Here is a 23,873-nt window from a genome sequence, read left to right as displayed (position 1 = left end):
TCATATGTTGTATGGATGGTCAGCATTTGTTCAACAATTTTTATAAATATCTCTAATATAATTTTTGGCACAGACAAAACCTCATCTCTCAGATTGTTTGGACTAAATTCGACTCAAGTTATTGGATTATTAGGTATATTGCTTATCATATTAATTACGTATGTAGCGAGTAAAGGTTTAAATTGGGTTTCGAAAATTGCTTCAATCGGTGGAACATCGGTATTAGCCATAAACGTCATATTCTTACTTGGCTCGATTGTTGTATTGATAGCGAATGGAGGAAAACTAGCGGAACCAATTACATCGCTTAAATCGTTTGCAATATCGCCAAATCCGTCCTATTTGTCACCGATTGCAGTTTTGTCATTCATAGTATTTGCGATATTTGCGTATGGAGGAACAGAGGTAGTTGGTGGCGTCGTAGATCAAACGGAGAATGCAGAGAAGACATTTCCTAAAGGAGTATTGTTTTCAGCTATAATAATTGCAATCGGGTATTCTTTGGGAATATTCTTGGTTGGCATATTTACAAAATGGAATAGTGTTTTAGCATCTAACAATGTCAATATGGCAAATGCGCAGTATGTGATCATGAATAACTTTGGATATCAAATTGGATTAAGCTTAGGTGCAAGCAAAAGCACAGCAATAATCATTGGCAATTGGTCTGCTAGAATAGTAGCACTATCTGTATTCTTATCATTAATGGGTGCATTTTTTACACTTAGCTATGCTCCATTAAGACAATTGATTGAAGGTACACCTGCAGAATTGTGGCCTGGGAAAACAGCAGAAATAGATGATAAAGGTGTTCCAAAATATGCTATGTGGATACAATGTTTGCTAGTTGCAGTTATGTTGTTCCTTATATCATTTGGAGGAGACATAGCAAAAGTTTTCTTTGCTCGTATAGTTCTAATGACGAATGTAGCAATGACATTGCCATATGTATTTTTGTGCTTAGCATATCCGTCATTTAAAGATAACAAAAAGATCAATAGACCATTTGAGATCTTTAAAAGTAGAACATCTGTAATAATTGCAACTGTATTAACGTCAGTCACAGTAGGATTTGCAAATATTTTCACTATAATCGAACCTGCATTTTCAAAAGATATAGCTTCAACACTTTGGATGATTGCTGGACCATTGTTTTTCACAGTTGTAGCTTTACTAATGTTTAGAAGATATGAGAAAAGTAAGAATGTAGTTAAAGACAATCCTGTAAAAGAAACTTAAGAATATTCAAATAGTATATAAAACATATCATAAATCCTGTAATTACAGGTTTATGATATGTTTTATGCAAATATATGATGCAAAAATTACAGTATTTAAAAATTTGATGGATAAATTACAACATAATAATTCTTTTTCTTATGAGAGGAGATTTAATAATATGAAAAGCGAATGTTTAAATCCATTGACAAATGCTCAGAAGGAGATAGAAAATGCTTGTAAATTGCTAAAAGTCAGCGATTCTGCTTATCAAATATTAAAAGAGCCTATAAGATTTTTGGAAGTATCAATACCAGTAAGGATGGATGACGGTACGATAAGGATTTTCAAAGGCTATAGGGCACAACATAATGATGCTGTTGGTCCAACAAAGGGAGGAATTAGATTTCATCAAGATGTAAATATTGATGAGGTAAAGGCACTTTCAATTTGGATGAGTTTTAAATGTAGCGTTGTAGGTATTCCGTTTGGAGGGGCTAAAGGAGGAGTAATAGTAGATCCAAATACATTATCTAAAAGTGAGTTAGAAAGATTAAGCAGAGGTTATATAAGGGAAATATATAGTATCGTTGGGCCTGATAAAGATATACCAGCACCAGATGTAAATACAAACGAGCAAATCATGGCATGGATGATGGACGAATACAGTAAATTGTCTGGGAAAAATAGTCCTGGAATTATAACAGGAAAGCCGATTATATGCGGAGGTTCTCTTGGAAGAACACAGGCTACTGGTTATGGTGTAGCATTGATGGCTTATGAAGCAACAAAGTATTTAAATTTGGATATAAAGAATTGTACTGTAAGCATTCAAGGGTTTGGCAATGTAGGCAGTTATTCAGCTCTCAATTTACATAAACTTGGTGCAAAGATTATAGCAGTGTCTGATTCAAAAGGTGGTATCTATAAAGAAGGTGGAATAGATATCAATGCATTAATTGAATATGTAAAAGAAAATGGAAGTGTGGCAGGGTTTGATGATGCAGAACAAATAACTAACGATAAAATATTTGAACTCGAGGCAGATATATTTGTACCGGCAGCCTTGGAAAATCAGATAACTACAGATATTGCAAGATCAATAAAGACTAAGATAATATGTGAAGGAGCAAATGGACCCACAACGCCTGAAGCAGATAAAATTTTATATGAAAGAGGTATATTTGTAGTTCCGGATATATTAGCAAATGCAGGTGGTGTGACAGTTTCGTATTTTGAATGGGTACAAAATTTAGACAATTATTATTGGACACTGGAGGAAGTCGAAGATAGGCAGCGAAAGATTATGATAGAGGCATTTAAAAAAGTTTACGAAACTTCAAATGACTATAAAGTAGACATGCGAACAGGTGCATATATTACATCTCTAAATAGAATATATAAAGCCATGGAAATGCGTGGCTGGGTATGATGAGCCATATTTTATAATTGCAATGTCGATGGGGGTAAGTTTCAAATGAAAGATGAAGATTGTATAGGCAAGATAAAGGAAGAAAGCAGTAAATGGCTATATCATTGCGTTGACGAAGTAAAAGAAAGATATCCAGAACGAAAAGAAAAGTTTATGACTCTATCAGGGATAGAAATAAAAAACATATATACGCCTTATAATATAGCTGATTTGGACTATTTAAATGATTTAGGTTTTCCGGGTCAATATCCATTTACGCGTGGTGTTCAGCCAACCATGTATAGAGGAAGGTTTTGGACAATGAGGCAGTATGCAGGATTCGGTACTGCAGAAGAATCAAATGCCAGGTATAAATATCTACTTTCGCAAGGACAGACAGGGTTAAGCATAGCATTTGATCTGCCAACACAGATAGGATATGATTCAGATCATCCGATGGCTGAGGGTGAAGTAGGTAAAGTAGGTGTTGCTGTAGATTCCCTTTTGGACTTGGAGGTTTTGTTTAACGGAATACCCCTTGATAAAGTCAGCACTTCCATGACCATAAATGCTCCTGCAGCAGTTCTTTTGGCAATGTACATTGTTGTCGCAGAAAAGCAAGGGGTTTCTTTAGATAAATTAGAAGGAACTATTCAGAACGATATATTAAAAGAATACATTGCTCGAGGGACGTATATTTTCCCCATTGAACCTTCATTAAGGCTTACAACAGACATATTTAAATATTGTTCCAAATACATTCCTAAATGGAATACAATAAGCATAAGTGGATATCACATAAGGGAAGCGGGAGCTACGGCAGTACAAGAAATAGCTTTTACATTGGCAAACGGAATAGAATACGTGAATGCAGCATTAAAAGCTGGACTTGATGTTGACGAATTTGCTCCAAGGCTTTCATTTTTCTTTAGCGCTCACAATGATTTATTAGAAGAAGTGGCTAAATTCAGAGCTGCCAGAAGGATATGGGCTAGAATAATGAAAGAAAGATTCAATGCTAAAAATCCCAAATCAATGATGCTTAGGTTTCATACACAGACTGGGGGTTCTACGCTAACTGCTCAGCAACCTGACAATAATATTGTAAGAGTTACACTGCAGGCATTAGCCGCAGTGTTAGGAGGAACTCAATCACTTCATACGAATAGCCGCGATGAAGCTTTGGCGTTGCCATCAGAAGACTCAGTTAAGATTGCATTAAGGACTCAGCAGATAATAGCATACGAAAGCGGTGTATGTGATACACCTGATCCACTGGCAGGCAGTTACTATGTAGAGTATTTAACGAATCAAATAGAGGAGAAAGCCTTACAATACATAAAAAAAATTGATGAACTTGGCGGTGCTGCCTGTGCAGTAAAGAGTGGATTTATTCAAAAGGAAATACAGGACAGTGCATATAGATACCAAAAAGAAATTGAAAAAGGTGAAAGGATTATAGTAGGCTTGAACAAGTTTAAAACTGAAGAAAAATATCATGGCAATTTGCTTAAGGTTGATCCTAAAGTTGGGGAGATGCAAAAAGAAAAATTAAAAAAACTTAAAACTGAAAGAGATAATGAGGAAGTAAAGAGAATATTATCAGAGCTTAAAGAAACGGCTTGCGGTCAAGAAAACCTTATGCCAAAAATAATAGATGCAGTTAGAGCGTATGCAACACTTGGCGAGATATGCGATGTGCTACGGTCTGTGTTTGGAGAATACAGAGAGAACATAATCTTGTAAGGGGTGAGAAAATGAAAAGGCCGATTAGAGTTCTTGTGGCTAAGCCAGGTCTTGATGGACATGACAGAGGTGCAAAGGTAATTGCAAGGGCATTTAAGGATGCTGGCATGGAAGTCATATATACAGGATTGAGGCAGACACCCGAACAGATTGTAGAAGCAGCAATTCAAGAAGATGTTGATGTCATTGCATTGAGCATATTGTCAGGTGCTCATAATACGTTATTTCCTAAAATAATGAATCTGCTGAAGTGTAGAGGGGCGGAAGATATCATTGTAATTGCTGGCGGCATAATTCCCGATGATGACATACCATTTTTAAAATCAGTAGGCATAAAAGAAATATTTACACCAGGCACACCAACATCAAAAGCTGTTGAATATGTAATAGAAAATGTGAAAATCTAAGCCTAATGGAAAGAGGCCTAAAAATGCGAGAGGTTGATTTAGAAAATTTATTATTAAAAAGGGACAAAAGAGCCATAGCTAAAGCAATAACCATGGCAGAAAATGGTGATGCAAGAGTTTACGAGATAATCAAAAATCTTTACACCAATACTGGGAAAGCTTATATAATTGGTATTACAGGACCTCCGGGTGTAGGGAAAAGCACTCTTACAAATGAAATAGCAAAATTTCTTCTAAAAGAAAATAATTCAGTAGGAATTCTTGCAGTAGACCCTACTAGCCTTTTCTCAGGCGGTGCCATACTGGGAGACAGGGTTAGGATGAGCGATATAGCGTTAGATGAAAATGTCTATATGAGGAGCATGGGGACGAGAGGCAAGCTTGGTGGATTAGCGAAAGCAACAAGGGCATCGATTCACATATTGGATATTGTTGGTATGGATTATATCATTGTGGAGACATCTGGAGTAGGCCAATCAGAAATTGACATCGTGAAGACTTCTGATACAAATGTAATGGTTTTATCTCCGGATATGGGTGATGACATACAAGCGATTAAGTCTGGGATAATGGAGATTGGCGATATATTTGTAGTCAATAAATCAGATAGAGACGGAGCTGATAAAACAGCAGCAGAAATTAATTTCATGCTTGATCTAAATAGTAAATCAAATTGGAGGCCACCAGTACTAGAGGTTTCTGCACTGTATAGAAAAGGCTGTGATACGCTTCTTTACAAAATAAAAGAGCATCGCCATTATCTTGAAAAAACAGGTGGTCTTAAAGAAAGGAGACTTAAAAATTTAGAGTGGGAGATTTTAGAAATAATAATTGATAATATTATGAATGATTTAAGTGAGAAAATAAGTCAGAAAAATATCAATGAATTGATTAATACGGCATATGCTGGACTGACAAATCCATATATGATTGCAGAAAGCATATATAAAAGTCTCAAGGAGGGCTTCAAATGATAAAAAAAGTTGATCATATAGGAATAGCAGTAAAAAGCATAGAAGAAGCATCTAAGTTTTATGAAGGTGTTTTAGGCCAGAAAATTAGTGGAATTGAACCTTTAAGTTCTGAAAATTTAAAAACCGCTTTTATCCAAATTGGAGATGTTGAGATAGAACTATTAGAGGCTACATCATCTGATAGTCCTGTAGCAAAATTTATTGAAAAAAAAGGAGAAGGAATCCAGCATATAGCTTTAGAAGTCGATGATATTAAAGCGTCTTTAGAAGAATTAAAATCTAAAGGCGTCAGATTAATCGATGAAGTACCTAAGACTGGTGCAGAAGGTTCAAAGATAGCATTCGTCCATCCTAAAAGCACTAATGGCGTGTTATTAGAGCTGTGTCAGAAGTGACATGATTTAAATTTGTAAGTTAAGGGGGATAGGCAATTGGTAGGAAATACAGTTACAGGTGCAATTTATTTATCTATGCTAGATATGATTTTATTAATAGTATTTCTCTTTTTGATTGATGGCATATTAAGGCTATTTCCTTTTTTAAATAAAATATCTAAATATTTAAAAAGTAGGAGATAAAACATGATCATCGTAGATATTATAGAAGATATGTTTAAATCAACAGGTTTAGTGCATTTGACATTTGGAAATATAATTTTAATAGCTTTAGGAATAGCTTTTATTTCGCTTTCTATTATTAAAAAATACGAACCATATCTCTTGCTTCCGATAGGGTTTGGATGCATTGTAGCAAACATACCCTCTACTAATTTGCTTTTACCAAATGGGCTTATAAGTATATTTTACCTTGGTGTTAAAAAGATTATATATCCGCCACTTATATTTTTAGGTGTTGGAGCTATGACTGACTTTGGACCAATGATTGCAAATCCCAGCCTTGTAATACTTGGTGCATTTGCTCATATAGGAATATTTATCGCATTGATAGGGGCGAAAATTTTAGGGTTTTCCATACATCAATCAGCAGCTATAGGGATAATAGGGGGGGCAGATGGACCTATGGCAATTTATGTAACACAAAAACTTGCACCTAATCTAATGGCACAAATATCTGTTGCAGCATATTCATATATGGCATTGATGCCGCTTATTCAACCGCCTATTATGAAACTGTTAACTACAAAAGAGGAAAGAAAAATTATTATGAAACAGCCGAGAGAAGTTTCAAAGACGGAAAAGATTGTTTTTCCAATTGTTATTACCGTATTGATAGATGTGCTATTGCCACCAATTGCACCTCTTATTACTATGATGATGTTGGGAAACTTATTAAAAGAGTCGGGTGTCGTCGATAGATTGGCTAAAACTGCCAGTGGAGAATTGATGAATGTCATAACAATGCTATTAGGCATATCTATTGGTTCAACAATGAAAGCGGATACTTTTCTTACTATTAAGACTTTAGAAATAATAGTTTTAGGGCTTGTTGCGTTTATGACAGGAACGGCTGGTGGCATTTTAGGCGCAAAACTTTTAAACAAATTATCTGGAGGAAAGATAAATCCTCTAATAGGGTCGGCAGGTATTGCTTCTGTCCCTATAGCGGCTCGCGTTTCACACTACGTTGCTATTAAAGAAAATCCATATAATTTTTTAATCATGTTTGCAATGGGGCCAAACTTAGCAGGCGTTTTCGGCACTGCCATAGCAGGTGGAATGATGTTGACCATCTTAGGAGTTCATTAAATCCTATTCATACTGACAATAGATTGGATTTCGATAAGTTTAGAAAGGATAAATTCATTCGATTTTCGAAGGTGATATTGTGAAAAATAAAAAAATATGTATAACCGAAAGCTGGTGCAAAGGGTGTGGAATTTGTGTAGAATTTTGCCCTGCAAATGCTTTAACCATGAAAGATAATAAAGTTTTTTTAAAGATCCCAGAAAAGTGTACATCCTGTGGTATATGTGAACTAAGATGCCCAGATTATGCAATTTATTTAGAGGTGATAGATGATGACGGTAAAATTGATGCAAGGAAATGAAGCGGTTGTAAATGCTGCAATAAAGGCAGGCCTAAACTTTTTTGCAGGTTATCCAATCACTCCTTCTACAGAAATCGCAGAGCTTTGCTCAGAAAAGCTTCCATTAATCGGGGGCAAGTTTATACAAATGGAAGATGAATTAAGCAGTATGGCTGCTGTAATCGGTGCATCATTAGCAGGAGCAAAAGCTATGACAGCCACGTCTGGTCCAGGATTTTCACTTAAACAGGAGAATATTGGGTTTGCATCGATGGCTGAGATTCCATGCGTTATTGTTGATGTGCAGAGATGTGGACCCAGCACAGGTATGCCAACAATGCCATCACAAGGCGATGTAATGCAGGCAAGATGGGGAACCCATGGAGATCATCCCATAATAGTCATGTCGCCGTCATCAGTAAAAGAGGCGTACGAAATAACGATTAAAGCATTTAATCTTACATATAAATACAGGACACCTGTGATTTTACTGTTGGACGAAGTTATAGGCCATCTTAGAGAAAGAATCGAAATCGAGGATGTACAACATGTCACAAATGAGAAATTTGATTTACCTGATATAAATGAATATATTCCTTATAAAAATGTATTAAATGGCGTTGCACCGTTTATACCATTCGGTCTGGGGTATAAATATCATGTTACCGGACTTGCCCATGATGAAAAAGGATATCCTACAAATAACACTGATGTAAACGAAAAACTTATGGTGAGGCTTTTAGGTAAGATTGAAAACAATACAGATGATATCTGCATTTACGATGAGAATATAAAGCAAAACAGCGATGTTCTTATTGTTTCTTACGGTTCTTCTGCAAGAGCGTGTAAAGAGTCAATAAAAATGCTTGGCGAATCGGGGATTAATGTATCTTTTTTTAAGCCAATAACAATCTGGCCTTTTCCAGAAATACATTTTAAGAAAATAAGCGAAAAATTCAAATATATTTTTGTAGTTGAAATGAACAATGGACAACTTTATTTGGAGATTGACCGTTTAATTAAAGGTTTTGGGAAAGTGATTAAAATAAATAAATTTAATGGAGAATATTTGACACCACAATATATATATGAAAAGGTAAAGGAGTCTTTATGATGGCATCTGAACTCATTGAAAAATATTATAGAACCGATACATTGCCTACTATATGGTGTCCAGGATGTGGCAATGGCATAATAACATCAGCAATTGTAAGAGCAATTGATAATTTAAACTTAGATCGAGATAAAATCTGTATTGTATCTGGAATTGGATGTTCATCGAGAGCTTCAGGATATCTTGATTTTAATACGCTTCACGCGACACATGGAAGGGCATTGGCATTTGCCACTGGCATAAAGGTGGCTAATCCATCTCTTACAGTTATAGTCATTACTGGCGATGGAGATTGTGCTGCTATAGGTGGCAATCATTTTATCCACGCATGCAGACGAAATATAGATTTAACTACAATAATGTTCAATAATAACATCTATGGTATGACAGGTGGTCAGTATTCGCCATTTACACCATTTATGGGCAAATCTACTACGACACCATATGGGAACATAGATAGAGATTTCGATATGTGTGAACTTGCAATAGCCGCAGGAGCCACATATGTCGCCAGAAGTACGTCTTACCATGTACAGCAATTAATCAAATTGATAGAAAAAGGAATTATGCATAGAGGGTTTTCATTTATTGAAGCTATTAGTATGTGCCCTACGTATTATGGAAGAAAGAACAAGAAAGGCGATGCTAAAGAGATGCTAAAGTGGCAAAAAGAGCACGCTGTTTTAATCAATAACGCAAAAAAAATTTCTGAAGAAGAGCTTTCAGATAAATTCTTAATAGGAGAATTTTTAAACATAGATGAACCGGAATTTACTGAAAAATATGATAAAATGATTAATTTATTGAAGGTGAATAATGATGATAACTAAGTTTGAGATGAGATTTGCGGGTACAGGAGGACAAGGAATAATTTTAGCAGGCATAATATTGGCAGAAGCTGCATTATTAGATGGAAAGAACAGTGTTGAGACACAATCGTATGGCCCTGAAGCGAGAGGCGGTGCAAGTAAGTCTGAAGTAATAATCAGCGATGATATTATAGATTACCCTAAAGTGCAAAAACCAGATATATTAGCGGTGCTGTCTCAAAAAGCATACATTATGTACAAAAATGATTTAAAAAGCGATGGAATTGTAATAGCTGACAATTCAATTATTGCAAATGACAATGCAGTGAACAAAGTCTTTTTACTACCTATAATAGAAACTGCCAAGAACGATGTCGGAAGCCTCTTCACTGCAAATATAGTTTTGCTTGGGGCTGTTGCTGAGCTGACCAGAATAGTATCAAAAGAGTCACTTCTAAAAGCTATTATTCAAAAAGTCCCAAAAGATACAGTGAAATTAAATGAGAAGGCTCTTGAAGCGGGCTATAGTATTGCTGGCAATGTTTTGATTAAAATTTGATGTAAGCAAGTGTGGTTAACTAAGAGAGATTATAGTGTTTTTGATAAACTTGGTCTTATAATGATTAGACCAAGTTTTTGTGTATTAAAAGGTAGTGAAAATAGGCATTCTTTTGCCATAGAAATCACCTTTATGAGCGTAAACGTTAGTATATTTTTGCTATAGGAGACGTAAGAATAAAAAATAAATATATTGACACAATATTAAGCTAGTGTTATTATATGATAAGTACAGTAAGTACACTAAAGACAATGAATTTATAAATACTTATTAGCGTGATGAAGGTGATATAGTATTGCGAGTTATAATTAGAAACATACCAGGAAAACCAATTTATGAGCAGATTAAAGAACAAATTAAAGAAGCAATACTTAGTGATGAATTAAAAGAAGGAGACATGCTTCCATCTATTAGGCAGCTTGCTAGTGAATTAAAAGTAAGTGTTGTTACAACGACAAGAGCATATTCTGATTTAGAGCAGGAGGGTTTTATTGTAAATATACAAGGTAAAGGATGTTTTGTTACTTCTAAAAACAATGAAATTGTACGGGAGCAGTTGCTTCGCAAAATCGAAGATAATTTTGCGGCTGCTATAAATGCTGCAAAAATAGCTAATTTGTCTCATAATGAATTAATTCAGATACTTAAATCTATGTTGGAGGAAAATCCATATGAATAATGCTATTGAAATAAAAAAGCTTTGTAAAAAATATAAAGATTTTTCATTGAATAACATCTCTCTTAATTTGCCTATGGGATATATTATGGGATTTGTAGGTCAAAACGGTGCTGGTAAGACTACTACGATTCGTCTAATTCTTAATATGATTAGAAGAGATGGTGGTGAAATAAAAATATTTGGTTTGGATAATGTGCAGGACGAGCAAAAAATCAAACAAGATATTGGAGTAGTTTTTGATGATGTATATTTTGTTGACAGTTGGAAGGTATGGGAAGTAGAAAAAGCAATAAAAGGTTTTTACAGCAATTGGAGTAGCAAGTTATTCAATCGATATACGAGTGATTTTAATCTTCCTATGGATAAAAAAATTAGAGAGTTATCTCGCGGCATGAAAATGAAGCTAATGTTGGCTGTTGCAATGTCCCATGAGGCTAAGCTCTTAATACTTGATGAACCGACGAGTGGGCTTGATCCTGTTGCACGTGATGAGCTGCTTGAAATATTGGCAAAATACATTTCCGATGGACAGAAAAGCATTCTTTTTTCTACCCATATTACTTCAGATCTTGAAAAAATCGCCGACTATATTACGATTATCGATCATGGAAACATTTTTTATTCGGGAACAAAAGATGATTTACTTGATAGTTTTTGTATTATTAAGGGAGACATGAAAGACCTATCGGATTCACTTAAAGAAAAAATAATAGGGCTTACTACAAATATTGTAGGATTTGCAGGACTAATTCCATCTTCTGAAATAAAATATTTGCCTCCGCAAATCATAACTGATACACCTTCTATTGACGAGATATTAGTATTTATAAGCAAAGGAGAAAGATATAATGAGTAACATTTTCAAATCTATAAAGCTTGATCACAACATCATGAAGAGCCGCTATCCCATGTTCATGATTGGTTACGTGCTAGGAGTATTCTTAGCAGTTATTTCAAAAATACCTATTTTTGGTGCTTTGGTTGTTATGATTATTTCGGCACCTCTTACCGGTCAGTACTTTTCAATATACGAAAAAAACAATCTTGAAAAATTATATGGAATATTACCGCTCAAGAAATCCGAAGTCGTTCTAGGCAGATACTTGTATGCTATGTGCATTGTCATCATAAACGGCGCTATCGCAGCTATAGTGGCATACATCATTTCGCTTTTAACAAATAGGGTAATGACTGCTCCTGAATTCTTGACATATTTGTCTGCAGGCTTCCTTTATGTATGTCTGATGATTGCAGTTATATTTCCATTGTATTTTAAGTTTTCGTTCTCTAGAGTGTATGTATTTTCAAATTTGCCATTTTATTTGATTTTTATAGTAACCTTTGCTTTTACGAGAAAAACAAATATTCTTGGTCAGACGGGTACGCTGGCAAGGTATCTGGCATCACACTTTATTATAATAGTGGCAATCATGTTTAGCCTGGGGCTTATCCTTTTGGCTCTTTCGTGTCTTTTATCCTGTGCTCTTATCGAAGGAAACATAGCGGTAAGCATTTCTACGGAAAAATCCGAAAAACGCTTATATTTTGCTGACAATTTACGTACATGGATGGTGATACTGGTTGTGCTGCAACACCTTGCAGAGCTTTACAACATGTTGTATTTGTTTATGATGTTGAACCAAGCATATTTTATGGGTCTTTTATTTCTGCTGTCAGGGTATTTCACGCCAGGATCCTTCGAACGAAAAGGTGCCTTGCAGTTTCTAAAGGACAGACTGCTGCGCTTAGGCATCCCTACACTTGTTTATGTTTTAATACTTAGTCCAATTGCGTCTTGGGGCTATCGAATGATGCATTCATCTCCTGGAAGTGTAGTGCAAGGTCGTTTTGCTCTGGGGCCGATGTGGTTCGCAGTGATGTTGTTTGTTTTTGATATTGGATATTTTGGGTGGCAGATGATTAAGAGAAACAGAAAAGAGCATATGGTTGAGAACTCTCTACCTAAGCTCACATTCTATAAAGTTGCTTTTTTTACGTTGATACTGGCAGCCGTCAGCTACCTGCTTAGAATCTTCATTCCATATGGTGTGTCAATACTAGAATTCCCATCACTTGCTTATTTACCACAATATCTTGGCTTCTTCATGATCGGGACACTTTCATACGAGCGGGATTGGCTGCGCACGATTCCTGGTTTCTTTGGGCAGATTGGTTTTGTTTTGGCGATGATAGCTACATTTATATTGCTTCCCACAGCGCTTATAGGCAGGAACGGCTTATTCATAGGTTATGGTAGTTGGCAGTCGGCTGTATTCGCATTGTGGGACTCGATTTTTGCAGTGGGAATGAGTCTTGCGCTTATCACTTTCTTTCGCCGCTTCCTAAATAGCGGAAAAAAATTTGGTCGATTCCTCTCACAGCATTCTTTTATAGTGTACATCATCCACGCCCCCATTATCGTTTACTTGATGATGGCACTACGTGGTATTCATACAAATCAGCTATTAAAATTTGGCTTGACAGCAGTAATAGGAATTCCACTTTGCTTTGGCGTTGCCTATCTTATCCGGTTGATTCCGCATGTGAAAAGAATTTTCTGAAATCTAATCTTTTCAATGATAAGATATAAGCTTTATTGAAATGCATGGTGGTAGAATAGAAGTTGCGAGCAAAATTGACAAGGGACAACTTTTACGATAATACTACCTCAACAAGATTTAGCAGGATTGGGAGTTTGAATCCTGCTAAATTTTCTTTGTATCGATCCAATTGTATACACGTTTATTTACTTCATCCCATTTGACATTGTTCATGAAAGCGTCAATGTATCCCTTTTTGTCTGTCCCATAATCTATGAAATATGCATGTTCGTAAGTGTCGATTATTAAAAGTGGAGTCGATCTTGAAATGACGCCATGATTGTGAAGATCCTGCAAATAATTGTGAAGCTTTAAGTCAATTGGGTCAAAGCAAAGAACTGTCCAGCCCCTTGACGATAGTGCACATGCTTTAAAGTCGTTAAGCCAGTTTTCATAAGAACCGAAATCGCATGTTATCATAGAAGCAATTATTCCTGTTGCAGGACCACCTGTTCCACCAAGGTTTTCGAAGTAAAGCTCGTGCAGTTTTACGCCATCTAATGCATATGTTTCTTCCAGCTTAAGCTCTCTATATTCACTGTATGTTGCATTTGCTTTTTCTCTATCAGATGTGGTTAGTTTCTCCCAAATTTCATTTGTCTTCGATACATATCCTTCATACAATTTATAATGCTCTTGCAACGTCTTTTGTGATATGCCGTTTAATACCAAGTTATACTTTTTAGGTATCAACCTTTTCAATTATCTTACCTCCCGTTAAACTTTTTCTGCCAATATTATATGATTTTGAAGTATACTGTGATACAATAAATTAAAACATGATATGAGTTGGAGGTGTTTTACTTGGATATAAATGAAATAAAGATTGAGACGAAGGAAGTCATTGAAGAGCTTTTAGATATAGCCGATGTAAGAAGTGGAGGACTTTTTGTATTAGGTGGTAGCACAAGTGAGGTCATAGGTCGAAAAGTTGGAACGTCAGGAAGCCTTGATATAGCGAAAGCGATTGTGGACCCGATATTGGAATCTGTAAAGAAGAGAAATTTGTATTTGGCTGTACAAGGATGCGAACATTTAAATAGGGCCCTTCTTGTGGAAGAAGAGGCTATGATAAAGTACAATCTTGATGAAGTATCTGTGATCCCTCAGGTACATGCAGGTGGTTCATTGCAGACTTATTCTTACAGCGTATTTGAAAGACCAGTTATGGTGGAGAGCTTGAAGGGATTAGGACATGCGGGTCTTGACATAGGACTTGTATTAATTGGTATGCACTTAAGGCCTGTAGTTGTTCCAGTTAGGTTAAAGCACAGTAAAATAGGCGATGCTACGATAGTGGCTGCTAAGACGCGGCCTAAGTTAATCGGTGGAGAACGGGCAATATATAAAAAGCAATAGTTGTTGTGATAGTAGAGGTATTTCTGGCATCTGGGATGTTTGTACATGAAGCAAGTGTATTTATAGTTACGCTAAATGCCATGAGACTAATGAAGTATAAAGGGCGCCTCAGATAAGCGCCCTTTATTGCTATTTTTCTATTTTCAAATATCTTACTAATATTGACGCTGCTTCAGCTCTGGTAAGATTGCCGTTTGGATTAAAATATCCATTATTGCCCTTCATCAAATCCAGTCCATAGGCAATTGCCACGTATCCTTTTAAAGAACTGTCTACGCTATTGGCATCTTTTAAGAAATCCAATGTGTAGATGTCATTTATGTCGGCAACATATTTTAAGCCAAGACTTCTTACGATGAATTTTGCTGCTTCTTGCCGAGTCACTTTAGAGTCGGGATTTTTCTCATTCTCTGTGATGATTTTATTGTTAATTGCTACGTTGTAATAATTATCGTAGTTTTCATCATCGTTGGAACTGAGAGGTATTATTATGCTGTTTGGCTGGAAAGATTTTACCAGCATTTTTATAAAATCTTTTTGCAGTATATAGTCATTTGGCATGTACTTGCCATCTTTTCCATCTACTATGCCATACTGTAATAGAAGTAGTATGTCTTTCTCTGCCCAATTTCCAGCTATATCTGTAAATTGGGTACTTTTATCCTTTTCGATTGGGTTTCCTGAGAAATCGACATAAGCTCCTGTCTTTGCATCTATTAATCCATTGAAGTTGTTCACTTGATACACAAGTTTTACATCTTGTGGAGGCGTATCGTATACTTTGTCTGGTGCGTAGTAGATGATGTAGGTAAGCTGCAAGTCGCTATTTTTAAACAAAGCATCGTACGCATTGTCAAGGCTTATTATATTTTTACTGTCTGGCAAATTTAGATTTATCCAGCTATAATTGTATGATACTATGTCTCCAGTGTACTTATTGACGCCTATATATATGGAATCAAAAGGACACTGTATGCCATTTGCCATATACACGTAGTTAAATGACATATACGGCGAATTATCATAAGGAGATGTTGGAACGTCTTGATATTCCATTTGTTTGAATTTATCTGGCTGTATCTTGTTTAAGTATTCTTCGGCTATGCCTTTTAACTGATCTTTCGTGTACTTCGGCGTTTTTCCTTGAACATTATTTTCACTGCTGTCGCTTCTTGTAAATGTCATTAATTCACCTGTTGTAGCGTCAACTGAAGCCGTTATATAGTTGTAGTTGCTTCCATCAGAGTATGACCAACTAAAATCCCAAATTGCACTATCGGAATTTGAACTATTTTTGAAAAGATTGGAAGATGTAAGGTTGTACTGAGATCCTATTGTAAATGGAAGTTTTTCTTTTACCATTTGAATAGCCTTGTCTTTTGAGATGTATTTTGAAATGTCGTCTACAGCTTTTTGTTCTTCAGGGGACAAAACTGATTGCGAATTAGCCGATTTTGTAGACATTCCACCAGTGCCACCAATCATGGGTCCGTAATAGTTTTGAGGCAAGACTGTACCGCTTATGGCATCAATAGGCTGGTTGTTTACAAGTGCGTAAACTAATATTGCCTGCGGTTTTGGGTCATTGTTTCCATAAACATCTTTGTAGACCACATTGTACTGCAATCTAAGGCTGTTGTTGCTTTTGTATATTTCTATTGCTTTATCTTTTGAAATGGCTAATTTGGGATCAGGGAAGTTGTAATTGTCATTCCACGTCAAGTAGTAAGACTGAACTTCTAAAGTGTTTTTGTTTACTTCTATAGTTATGTGATTTCCTTCAAATGTGATTCCATTTACCACTTGTGCAAAATTGAAAGAATATGCGTTGCTGTAGGCGATTTTTGGGCTTAGACCCAGGTAATCGTCGCTTTCCTGCTCTTTCGTTTCTTTAAACTTTTCTGGGATAACCTTGTTTAAAAAGTCGACTGCCACTTTTTTGGCATCGTCTCTTGAGTATTTAGGTATTACGCTGTTTGAACCGCTGTTAGGCTTATAAAAGTTGTAGCCTGTTATCTCGCCTGTATCAGCATTTACGTTTACTGTGATAGTGCTGTTTGTGCTGGATGTCCATGTTAAATACCATGTCTTATTGCCATCGCCTTCATAGTAGTTGGAACTAAAGCTGTATCCATCTGTCGGAAGATTTAACTTTTCTTTCGCAATCTCAATAGCTTGCTTAAGCTCAATTTTGCTGTTTGTCTGGGCAAGCACGTCAGAAGGAATAGCTGCTGCTAAGATAAACATGGCAGTTATTAAAATAGCCAAGAGCCTTTTCATCTGAAAACCTCCTCTTTATTTTAGTATTCTACATCAATTCATTAGACGAATGATGTGTGAAAAAAGTTCCATAAAATGCATCAAATTCTATTTAAAATGTTCCAAATGTCAGGATCTTCTTGACCCAGCCTCCAAACAGCTATGCCTGATATACCGTATTGAGATACTAATGGCAGTTTTGCTTGAAAACTTCTGGCATCTTCAAACCATACGGTGTGTTTTACGGAGTCCACTGTATAAGTGTACGTGGATTCTTGCGCGGTCTCGTCGTATTCGATTTTGACGCCGAGATTTTTGGCTGTCTCTATGGCTTGAAAGTAAGATAATGTCCTTGGGTAGTTTGAGCCTTCTGCCCAGTCATAGCCGTAAACTGCCATGCCAAGCCAAATTTTTTTCGGCTCAATGGACTTTGTGGCGTAATCTAATACACTGCGAACAAATCCAATTGATGCAATGGGACCGGGCTTCGAGAAGTGTTCGTCGTATGCTAATACGTATGCTTGATCTGTAAATTGACTTAAGACAGTGTATTGAAATGCGCCTGAGAAAGGATGTCTTGGGTTGTCTTCTGTTTCTGCCGGCAATGAAATCGTGACAATCTTATTGGCGTTTTTTAGCGAATAATAAAGTTCTTCCATAAATGCGTTAAGATTGCTTCTGTCTTCTGGTGGCACAAACTCAAAATCGATATTTATTCCTGGATAGTTATTTGATAATGCCATGTTTACTATGCTGTTTACTAATATGCTTCTTAAAGATGTATTGGATATTAAATCATGTATAAGCTGTGATTTTTTCGGATCAGAATAATTGTGTACAATAGGAAAGATAGGTAAATTATTCTGAGATGCTATGCTTTTGACGTCTTGCGACGACATATCCGCCAGCGTGCCGTCTGGCTTAACGCCGTACCAGAAAGGTATAAGCGTCGTTATTTGAGAAGTGTGTTCTCTTAGATCATCTATAGCACCTGGTGCTATATCAAAATACCATTTGTTATCCATAACGATACCTCCTAAAATATTATATTTTATAATACGCCATTATATATCCTTTGTGATTTACGACGCTCCGCAAAATTTTGCTTCCAAAAATACCTTGTATTGAGTATAATTTATAGTAAGTGTTTAAGTAAATTTAAGAAACGGGGTGATGTTAGGTTTTTAATTATCGACTAAAAAACAAATCGATTTAAGATTTAAAGGAGGTCTTAACATGGACAAGAGATTGTACCGCTCGAGAAACCAAGTTATCTTGGGAGGCGTTTGCGGTGGCATAGCAGAGTATTTCGATATAGATGTGACTATAGTGAGGCTTATTTGGGCTCTGATTGCCTTGGTGGGAGGTTCTGGCGTTTTACTTTATATAATTGCTTGGATCGTTGTTCCGGAAAATCCATATCAATTAAAAAATGATGATTATAATGGTGAAAATGCTAATGTTGACAAAGAGCATGAAAGGCCAAAAATTTCTTCAAACAGAAAAAGCAGCGAGGTATTTGGATGGATTTTGATTGCTTTAGGCTTATTTCTTCTCGTCAGGATATTCATGCCATGGTTTGATTTAAGGATTTTTTGGCCGGTGCTTCTTATAGCATTTGGACTTTTATTTATATTTAAAAAATAATGGTAAAAGTATCGGATTTTCCGACATTTTACCATTTATCAAACAAATTCAGTTTTTTTGCTATTAGGTAAAAAGCAAATATGGCAATAAGCAGTATTAGTCCGCCAAAAAAACCTATTGCCTGTTTTGGAACGATTAGCGTCGATAATAGGACGGCCGTCAATAAAATTATGGTAAGCCATGGTCTTATAGGAAACCCGCGCCTTTGACATTCAAAGTAATCCGGGTTTTTCTTCTTAAGCATAGGTCTGTATTTGATGAAAGTGTACAAGATGATGATCCAGTTAAAAAATTGTATGAATCCTGTAGCACTCGTTATATATTCGTAAACATCTTTAGGAAGGATGTATGAAAGCACGACGGCAACAAGAAGTCCGAAACTGCTTATCAACAGGGCGTATATAGGCACATCTCTTTTGCTTAGCTTGCTTAAAAAAGTCGGTGCAAATCTTCCTTTTCCTAAAGAATACATGACCTGCGTTACTCCGTACATGGCTCCATTCATAGTAGTCAGTGCTGCTGTAAGAATGATAAAATTCATTATTGAATCGATATATGGTATCTTTGTAAATGAAAGTAGCTTTATAAAGGGGCTTTCTTTTGTGGACACTTCATACCATGGAATCACTCCTAAAAGTACGGCAATAGACGATAAGTACAATATGGACAGAAATAGTACAATGTACCTTCTCGCTATAGGTACATATTTTTTTGGTTTTTTTGTTTTTGATGCTGTCATGGCTGTGACTTCTATACCACCAAACGGTATTAAAGACATAAGCATTGCTCCTAAAAATCCTTTAATGCCATTTGGTAAAATGCCTCCATGAATGTAGTAGTTTTTAAACCCTATATTGCCTTTATTGCCAAATGCACCGAAAAGTGCAAATATGCCGATGACAGTTATTATAAATAAAGCGGATACTTTTATTGTTGAAAACCAAGCTTCTACGGTGCCAAAATTTTTTGTGCCTAATGCGTTCACACAGATTACCATGATGGAATAAATCAGTGCGAATATCCAAAGTGGGACTTTAGGGAACCAAAACTTAGTAAAGATTGCTGATGCCGTCACTTCGCTGGACATGATGAATACACCTGCTGTCCAGTATACCCATCCGCTTAAAAACCCGCCTATGTCGCCTAAGGCTTCTTCAGCGTATACTCTGAAAGAGCCGTCAACAGGATTTGCAACGATCATTTCAGAAAGGGCGCAAAAGACTTCAGACATTATAAATGCTGAGATAAGGTAATCTAATAGGACTATTGGTCCCGCTGTATGAATCGCTATGCCGCTTGCTAAGAAGAATCCGGCTCCAAGTATTCCACCTACGCCTACTAATACCAGTTCGTTAACAGATAGATTTCCTTTTTCCAAAGCAATACCTCCATTATACAATTCATTCAATGACTTACTTTTTATTATTTGTAATTATTATGTGTTTTATTAACTTGAATTTTGGTTATACATGATGTAAAATTTCATTTATCAAAAATTATTGTGGAGGAAAGCCATGAAGTATTACATGTTAGATAGAATTGAAAGACTGCTTTTGTATTTTGTTACATTTATCATTTTATTAAGTGTGGCTGTATTGTTTGTGTTTGTCTTCGTAGATGTCAATATGAAAGGTATCAATGTGGAGCTGTCTGTATTGTGGTGGATACTTTACATAATCTTGTCTATGGCTTTGACAGTTGCATTATTTTCTATAGGCATTTCACAAGTCATTTTGCTTGAAGATTATTTTGTCGTATCATTGGGCATCATGGGCTTTGTCAGAATAAGATACGACAACATCGCTGAAATAAATGAAATAGAGAAAAAAATTAATTATAAAAGAGGTATTAACTTAAAAAACGATGTTTGCAGTTTGATCATTTCGAAAAAAAGTTTATTAGAAGTACAATTAAAATCACCAATTAAAATCTATTACTTTTTGCTATTTGACAGATATGCAAATGATATTGTCTTTTCAGCACCAAATTTGAAAGTATTAAAAGAAGAAATAAACAAAAAAATGTGATTCATATTTTCACAAATTTTATCATAGATAAAGTATTAAGCGCGTCTTTAAAGGCCTGCGCTTTAGATCGATAAAATTTGTGAAAAGAGGTGCAAGCGTTGCAAGCAAAAAACAGATTTATCGTGGTATTTGCGATTTTTATTATTTTAGCGTTTAATGCGACACCATCTTACGGTTTTACAAATACCATGACAGTCAATATACCGTCAAGGACAATATATTTTGTCTCGCAAAATATGTCAAAACTTTATCCGATAGCAGTTGGCAAGATCATTTCTACATCCCCATTGGGAACATACAGGATCATAAATAAGCAAGTAAATCCTAAATGGGTATCGCCGTGGAATGGCGAAGTTGTACCATCAGGACCTGATAATCCTTTGGGATATAGATGGATGGGGTTTTACAGCGATTATGGAATACATGGGAATAACATGCCATCATCCATAGGCACTTTGGCGTCGTCGGGATGCATAAGGATGTACGAAGCGGATGTCGAAGAACTTTTTGATATGGTAAGTTACGGCGACATTGTGAATGTGGTATACCAAACGATTTTTCCAAAGACTTCTCCGACTGGCGGCATGGCATTATTCGTGTATCCGGATTTCTACAAAAAAGGCTTGAATACAAGGCAGCACATTGAAAGTGAGCTGCAAAATTACGGCATAAAAGTAAGCGATGATACATTTAGAAAATTGTACAAATACGTAAATGTGAAAGATCCGTTGGTATTTTCGGAAGGATATAAGGTTATCAGAAACAATGAACTTGTCAGCAGCAATGTGTACAGATCTCAGGATGGCCAATTTTATATGTGGGTTGGTGATCTAAAAGGTTATTTAAACATTGATGACGAGAAAATTAAGGATTTAAAATCAGTTTCAGTAGACAATGCAAACTACGTAAACATTGATGATATAGCAAATTTGACAGGTTTAAAGTTTATTGTAGACGATGATACAAATACGATTAAAATGATTGGAAATATAATTTACTATGATGGCAAGTTTTTGTCTACCACTAATTACGCAGATTATCAAAATAGAGATATTTACATTCCAATCAAAGAATTTTTTATTGCGGCAGGACATACGGTGGAATGGGATCCGCAAAAGGGAGTTATTGTAGATGGCAAAAGTATTAAATACAAAATATACGAAAGCAAATCGTACATAAATCAAAAAGATTTGAGAAGTTTATATGGGTTAAATATCACTGTAGATTCATCATCAAATAAAATATACATTAAGCGCGATTAGCGCCTTTTTTTGTGCTTTTTTTCTCAATCTGCTAAAATAGAAATGACAGATCGTTTGGAACTTATCACTTCTTTTTTCGTCAAATCACAGTGAGGGGAGGTTTTATTGTTGGATGAAAGACAGCTCCTTTTTAAAGCACAGGAAGGAGACATTGAATCGTTTGAAAATGTTATAGTATCTTATCAGAATTACATTTACAATGTCATATACAGGATAGTTGGAAACAAAGAAGATGCGTTGGATTTGACGCAAGAGACGTTTATCAAAGTATTTGTGAATATAAAAAAGTTTAAAAGCAAAAGTGAGTTTAAGACGTGGCTATACAGGATCGCTGTAAATACTTCTCTTGATTTTATGAGAAAGAGAAAAGGTGTTGAAGAACAATTGCACAATATAAGTGATTTCAAAACGCCTGAAGATATTTTCGACGATAAGATGACGAGAGATATAATCATGAGTGAATTGAACAAGCTTAAGAATGATTACAAAATCGCAATAATACTTAGAGATATAGAAGGGCTTACATACAGTGAAATAGCAGAAATAACAAATTCAAATATCGGGACAGTAAAGTCCAGGATATCCAGAGCCAGAAGTGCGCTTAAAGAAAATCTCAAAAAAATACCGGGCTTTATAAATATTTTTGATGAAAGGAGGCAATTGTGATGGAGTGCTATGCAGTCAGAAGGCTATTAAATCTCTATATAGACGAAGAACTGGATAGAAAATCAATGGACGATGTACGGACACATTTAGATTCATGTGAAGAATGCAAATTGGAATACAATGAGCTTCTATATACAAAAAGGCTTTTAGAAAATATGCCTCCTTTAGAGTTGCCAGATAATTTTGGCGAGATGCTTCACATCAAATTGATTGAAGAAAAGAAAAATAATCGTCGGAAGCCGATAAAAAGGATGTTTGCAATTGCTGCTGCCGTTATCGCTTCAATATTTGTATTGTCATTCGGATTTGATTTTTTGATGAATAATATTAAATTGTCTTCTCAGCCGCCTTTAAGCGTCAAAAGTGCTGCAAATTATTCATCGGAGGCTTCTACAGGAGGGAAAGAAGCTGCACCGAATCTGAAAAATAGCGTTTATAGCAGTTCGAATCAGACAAATAGAGGTTTAGATTCAGGATACGAGAGGAAAATAACAAAAGACGCTGCAATATCCATTGAGATGAATTCTGTAGATGAAGGCTATAACAAGATTTTAAACATAAGCAAACAGTACAATGGGTATATTGAAAGCACAAGTGAAAATACTTCAGAAAGTGGTCAAAAGACAGTCAACATCGTGCTAAAGATTCCTGCTGATGATTTTGAGTATGCCATATCAAACATTAAGTCTTTAGGCCATGTCAAGATGATTAGGATAAACAGCAGCGATATTACAGAGCAGTATTACGATGTTCAAGCACGAATAAAAAATTTAGAGATACAAGAGGAAAGCCTCCAAAACTTGATGAAAAAAGCTTCAAACATTTCAGACATATTGCAGATTGAAGACAAATTAAATGATGTGCAGACCCAGATTGATTCGTACAAAAGTCAGATAAAGCTGTGGGATAGCATGACAAACATGAGCACCATTAATTTAACTTTCCTGTCAGTTGTCCCTCAATCTGCGATAGGTAAAATCTTTGATGGAAGTTTTTTTAAAGATGTTTTAAATGCAGGGGCAAAAAGCTTCAATGTATTTTTCGAATTTATAAAGTATGTAATTGTGATGATAATATACCTGTTGCCATTTGCAATACTCATATATCTTGCATATAAAGGATATAGATTGTTCAAAAAATAATCATGGAC

General features: G+C 35.7%; 25 protein-coding genes. 21 read left to right on the top strand and 4 right to left on the bottom strand.

The window, feature by feature from the left end; all coding sequences use genetic code 11:
• The 15 genes from yjeM to HNR52_RS09210 all read left to right on the top strand — a co-directional run.
• Nucleotides 1–1,239, top strand: a 1,239-nt coding sequence (yjeM, locus tag HNR52_RS09280; RefSeq protein ID WP_435620409.1) for a glutamate/gamma-aminobutyrate family transporter YjeM, incomplete at its 5' end; no start/stop codon positions are given.
• A gap of 160 nt (nucleotides 1,240–1,399) precedes the next feature.
• Entirely contained in the window at nucleotides 1,400–2,650 is a 1,251-nt protein-coding gene (locus HNR52_RS09275) for a Glu/Leu/Phe/Val family dehydrogenase (protein ID WP_435620408.1), read from the top strand.
• Between the two features lie 45 nt (nucleotides 2,651–2,695).
• Nucleotides 2,696–4,375, top strand: coding sequence for an acyl-CoA mutase large subunit family protein (locus HNR52_RS09270; RefSeq protein WP_435620407.1), 1,680 nt, complete (start codon nucleotides 2,696–2,698; stop codon nucleotides 4,373–4,375).
• A gap of 11 nt (nucleotides 4,376–4,386) precedes the next feature.
• Nucleotides 4,387–4,782 (top strand): coenzyme B12-dependent isobutyryl CoA mutase small subunit, encoded by a 396-nt coding sequence (gene icmB / locus HNR52_RS09265; protein WP_013788389.1) that lies wholly within the window; start codon nucleotides 4,387–4,389, stop codon nucleotides 4,780–4,782.
• Between the two features lie 23 nt (nucleotides 4,783–4,805).
• Nucleotides 4,806–5,756, top strand: coding sequence for a methylmalonyl Co-A mutase-associated GTPase MeaB (gene meaB, locus HNR52_RS09260; RefSeq protein ID WP_435620406.1), 951 nt, complete (start codon nucleotides 4,806–4,808; stop codon nucleotides 5,754–5,756).
• Nucleotides 5,753–6,151 carry a methylmalonyl-CoA epimerase gene (mce, locus tag HNR52_RS09255; RefSeq protein ID WP_435620405.1) on the top strand — a complete coding sequence of 133 codons (399 nt, stop codon included), beginning with the start codon at nucleotides 5,753–5,755 and terminating at the stop codon, nucleotides 6,149–6,151. The genes meaB and mce overlap by 4 nt, the downstream gene beginning before the upstream one ends.
• A 36-nt stretch (nucleotides 6,152–6,187) precedes the next feature.
• On the top strand, nucleotides 6,188–6,334 hold the full coding sequence (locus tag HNR52_RS09250) for a hypothetical protein (protein ID WP_013788386.1): 147 nt from the start codon (nucleotides 6,188–6,190) through the stop codon (nucleotides 6,332–6,334).
• A 3-nt stretch (nucleotides 6,335–6,337) separates the two neighbouring features.
• Nucleotides 6,338–7,462, top strand: coding sequence for a sodium ion-translocating decarboxylase subunit beta (locus tag HNR52_RS09245; protein ID WP_435620404.1), 1,125 nt, complete (start codon nucleotides 6,338–6,340; stop codon nucleotides 7,460–7,462).
• A 76-nt stretch (nucleotides 7,463–7,538) separates the two neighbouring features.
• Nucleotides 7,539–7,763, top strand: a complete 225-nt coding sequence (locus HNR52_RS09240; RefSeq protein ID WP_435620410.1) for an ATP-binding protein — start codon at nucleotides 7,539–7,541, stop codon at nucleotides 7,761–7,763.
• The gene (locus HNR52_RS09235) at nucleotides 7,732–8,856 is read left to right on the top strand and encodes a 2-oxoacid:acceptor oxidoreductase subunit alpha (RefSeq protein WP_013788383.1); all 1,125 of its coding nucleotides are present in this window, start codon (nucleotides 7,732–7,734) and stop codon (nucleotides 8,854–8,856) included. The genes HNR52_RS09240 and HNR52_RS09235 overlap by 32 nt, the downstream gene beginning before the upstream one ends.
• Nucleotides 8,856–9,686 (top strand): 2-oxoacid:ferredoxin oxidoreductase subunit beta, encoded by an 831-nt coding sequence (locus HNR52_RS09230; RefSeq protein ID WP_435620403.1) that lies wholly within the window; start codon nucleotides 8,856–8,858, stop codon nucleotides 9,684–9,686. Before HNR52_RS09235 ends, HNR52_RS09230 begins: the two co-directional genes overlap by 1 nt.
• Complete coding sequence (locus HNR52_RS09225) at nucleotides 9,673–10,224, top strand: 2-oxoacid:acceptor oxidoreductase family protein (RefSeq protein ID WP_435620402.1); 552 nt, start codon at nucleotides 9,673–9,675, stop codon at nucleotides 10,222–10,224. The genes HNR52_RS09230 and HNR52_RS09225 overlap by 14 nt, the downstream gene beginning before the upstream one ends.
• A gap of 295 nt (nucleotides 10,225–10,519) precedes the next feature.
• Nucleotides 10,520–10,903, top strand: coding sequence for a GntR family transcriptional regulator (locus tag HNR52_RS09220; RefSeq protein ID WP_435620401.1), 384 nt, complete (start codon nucleotides 10,520–10,522; stop codon nucleotides 10,901–10,903).
• Nucleotides 10,896–11,759, top strand: coding sequence for an ABC transporter ATP-binding protein (locus tag HNR52_RS09215; protein WP_435620400.1), 864 nt, complete (start codon nucleotides 10,896–10,898; stop codon nucleotides 11,757–11,759). Before HNR52_RS09220 ends, HNR52_RS09215 begins: the two co-directional genes overlap by 8 nt.
• The gene (locus HNR52_RS09210) at nucleotides 11,752–13,464 is read left to right on the top strand and encodes an acyltransferase family protein (RefSeq protein WP_435620399.1); all 1,713 of its coding nucleotides are present in this window, start codon (nucleotides 11,752–11,754) and stop codon (nucleotides 13,462–13,464) included. Before HNR52_RS09215 ends, HNR52_RS09210 begins: the two co-directional genes overlap by 8 nt.
• A 144-nt stretch (nucleotides 13,465–13,608) precedes the next feature.
• On the opposite strand, the gene HNR52_RS09205 is transcribed toward HNR52_RS09210, so the two are convergent.
• Nucleotides 13,609–14,205: a superoxide dismutase gene (locus HNR52_RS09205; protein WP_013788376.1), complete on the bottom strand. Its 597-nt coding sequence runs from the start codon at nucleotides 14,203–14,205 to the stop codon at nucleotides 13,609–13,611.
• 102 nt (nucleotides 14,206–14,307) lie between these two features.
• Here HNR52_RS09205 and HNR52_RS09200 point away from each other — a divergent pair, with 102 nt between their 5' ends.
• On the top strand, nucleotides 14,308–14,862 hold the full coding sequence (locus tag HNR52_RS09200; protein ID WP_013788375.1) for a TIGR01440 family protein: 555 nt from the start codon (nucleotides 14,308–14,310) through the stop codon (nucleotides 14,860–14,862).
• Between the two features lie 129 nt (nucleotides 14,863–14,991).
• Here HNR52_RS09200 and HNR52_RS09195 read toward each other — a convergent pair whose 3' ends face one another.
• Both HNR52_RS09195 and HNR52_RS09190 read right to left on the bottom strand, forming a co-directional pair.
• Entirely contained in the window at nucleotides 14,992–17,142 is a 2,151-nt protein-coding gene (locus HNR52_RS09195; RefSeq protein ID WP_435620398.1) for an S-layer homology domain-containing protein, read from the bottom strand.
• An 80-nt stretch (nucleotides 17,143–17,222) separates the two neighbouring features.
• Entirely contained in the window at nucleotides 17,223–18,146 is a 924-nt protein-coding gene (locus HNR52_RS09190) for a glycosyl hydrolase family 18 protein (RefSeq protein WP_013788373.1), read from the bottom strand.
• 211 nt (nucleotides 18,147–18,357) lie between these two features.
• Here HNR52_RS09190 and HNR52_RS09185 point away from each other — a divergent pair, with 211 nt between their 5' ends.
• Nucleotides 18,358–18,768, top strand: coding sequence for a PspC domain-containing protein (locus tag HNR52_RS09185; RefSeq protein WP_435620397.1), 411 nt, complete (start codon nucleotides 18,358–18,360; stop codon nucleotides 18,766–18,768).
• A 28-nt stretch (nucleotides 18,769–18,796) separates the two neighbouring features.
• Here the strand turns inward: HNR52_RS09185 and HNR52_RS09180 are convergent, their stop codons facing one another.
• On the bottom strand, nucleotides 18,797–20,146 hold the full coding sequence (locus HNR52_RS09180; RefSeq protein ID WP_435620396.1) for an amino acid permease: 1,350 nt from the start codon (nucleotides 20,144–20,146) through the stop codon (nucleotides 18,797–18,799).
• Nucleotides 20,147–20,282: 136 nt separating this feature from the next.
• Between HNR52_RS09180 and HNR52_RS09175 the strand changes: the two genes are divergently transcribed.
• From HNR52_RS09175 to HNR52_RS09160, 4 genes are all read left to right on the top strand, one after another.
• Nucleotides 20,283–20,795 carry a hypothetical protein gene (locus HNR52_RS09175; RefSeq protein WP_435620395.1) on the top strand — a complete coding sequence of 171 codons (513 nt, stop codon included), beginning with the start codon at nucleotides 20,283–20,285 and terminating at the stop codon, nucleotides 20,793–20,795.
• A gap of 98 nt (nucleotides 20,796–20,893) precedes the next feature.
• On the top strand, nucleotides 20,894–22,057 hold the full coding sequence (locus HNR52_RS09170; RefSeq protein WP_013788369.1) for a L,D-transpeptidase family protein: 1,164 nt from the start codon (nucleotides 20,894–20,896) through the stop codon (nucleotides 22,055–22,057).
• 108 nt (nucleotides 22,058–22,165) lie between these two features.
• Nucleotides 22,166–22,723 (top strand): RNA polymerase sigma factor, encoded by a 558-nt coding sequence (locus HNR52_RS09165; RefSeq protein ID WP_435620394.1) that lies wholly within the window; start codon nucleotides 22,166–22,168, stop codon nucleotides 22,721–22,723.
• Complete coding sequence (locus HNR52_RS09160; protein WP_435620393.1) at nucleotides 22,723–23,865, top strand: DUF4349 domain-containing protein; 1,143 nt, start codon at nucleotides 22,723–22,725, stop codon at nucleotides 23,863–23,865. The genes HNR52_RS09165 and HNR52_RS09160 overlap by 1 nt, the downstream gene beginning before the upstream one ends.
• The last annotated feature ends 8 nt before the right edge of the window (nucleotides 23,866–23,873 follow it).

The organism is Thermoanaerobacterium thermosulfurigenes (genome assembly GCF_051201035.1).
Classification (GTDB): domain Bacteria; phylum Bacillota; class Thermoanaerobacteria; order Thermoanaerobacterales; family Thermoanaerobacteraceae; genus Thermoanaerobacterium; species Thermoanaerobacterium thermosulfurigenes.
The sequence above is the reverse complement of the archived record's forward strand: the minus strand, read 5'-3'. Positions and strand labels throughout refer to the sequence as shown.

Coding starts and splice junctions, on each gene's coding strand:
- HNR52_RS09275 (WP_435620408.1), top strand. CDS start 1,400: ATGAAAAGCGAATGTTTAAATCCATTGACAAATGCTCAGAAGGAGATA.
- HNR52_RS09270 (WP_435620407.1), top strand. CDS start 2,696: ATGAAAGATGAAGATTGTATAGGCAAGATAAAGGAAGAAAGCAGTAAA.
- icmB (WP_013788389.1), top strand. CDS start 4,387: ATGAAAAGGCCGATTAGAGTTCTTGTGGCTAAGCCAGGTCTTGATGGA.
- meaB (WP_435620406.1), top strand. CDS start 4,806: ATGCGAGAGGTTGATTTAGAAAATTTATTATTAAAAAGGGACAAAAGA.
- mce (WP_435620405.1), top strand. CDS start 5,753: ATGATAAAAAAAGTTGATCATATAGGAATAGCAGTAAAAAGCATAGAA.
- HNR52_RS09245 (WP_435620404.1), top strand. CDS start 6,338: ATGATCATCGTAGATATTATAGAAGATATGTTTAAATCAACAGGTTTA.
- HNR52_RS09235 (WP_013788383.1), top strand. CDS start 7,732: ATGATGACGGTAAAATTGATGCAAGGAAATGAAGCGGTTGTAAATGCT.
- HNR52_RS09230 (WP_435620403.1), top strand. CDS start 8,856: ATGGCATCTGAACTCATTGAAAAATATTATAGAACCGATACATTGCCT.
- HNR52_RS09225 (WP_435620402.1), top strand. CDS start 9,673: ATGATGATAACTAAGTTTGAGATGAGATTTGCGGGTACAGGAGGACAA.
- HNR52_RS09215 (WP_435620400.1), top strand. CDS start 10,896: ATGAATAATGCTATTGAAATAAAAAAGCTTTGTAAAAAATATAAAGAT.
- HNR52_RS09210 (WP_435620399.1), top strand. CDS start 11,752: ATGAGTAACATTTTCAAATCTATAAAGCTTGATCACAACATCATGAAG.
- HNR52_RS09195 (WP_435620398.1), bottom strand. CDS start 17,142: ATGAAAAGGCTCTTGGCTATTTTAATAACTGCCATGTTTATCTTAGCA.
- HNR52_RS09190 (WP_013788373.1), bottom strand. CDS start 18,146: ATGGATAACAAATGGTATTTTGATATAGCACCAGGTGCTATAGATGAT.
- HNR52_RS09185 (WP_435620397.1), top strand. CDS start 18,358: ATGGACAAGAGATTGTACCGCTCGAGAAACCAAGTTATCTTGGGAGGC.
- HNR52_RS09175 (WP_435620395.1), top strand. CDS start 20,283: ATGAAGTATTACATGTTAGATAGAATTGAAAGACTGCTTTTGTATTTT.
- HNR52_RS09160 (WP_435620393.1), top strand. CDS start 22,723: ATGGAGTGCTATGCAGTCAGAAGGCTATTAAATCTCTATATAGACGAA.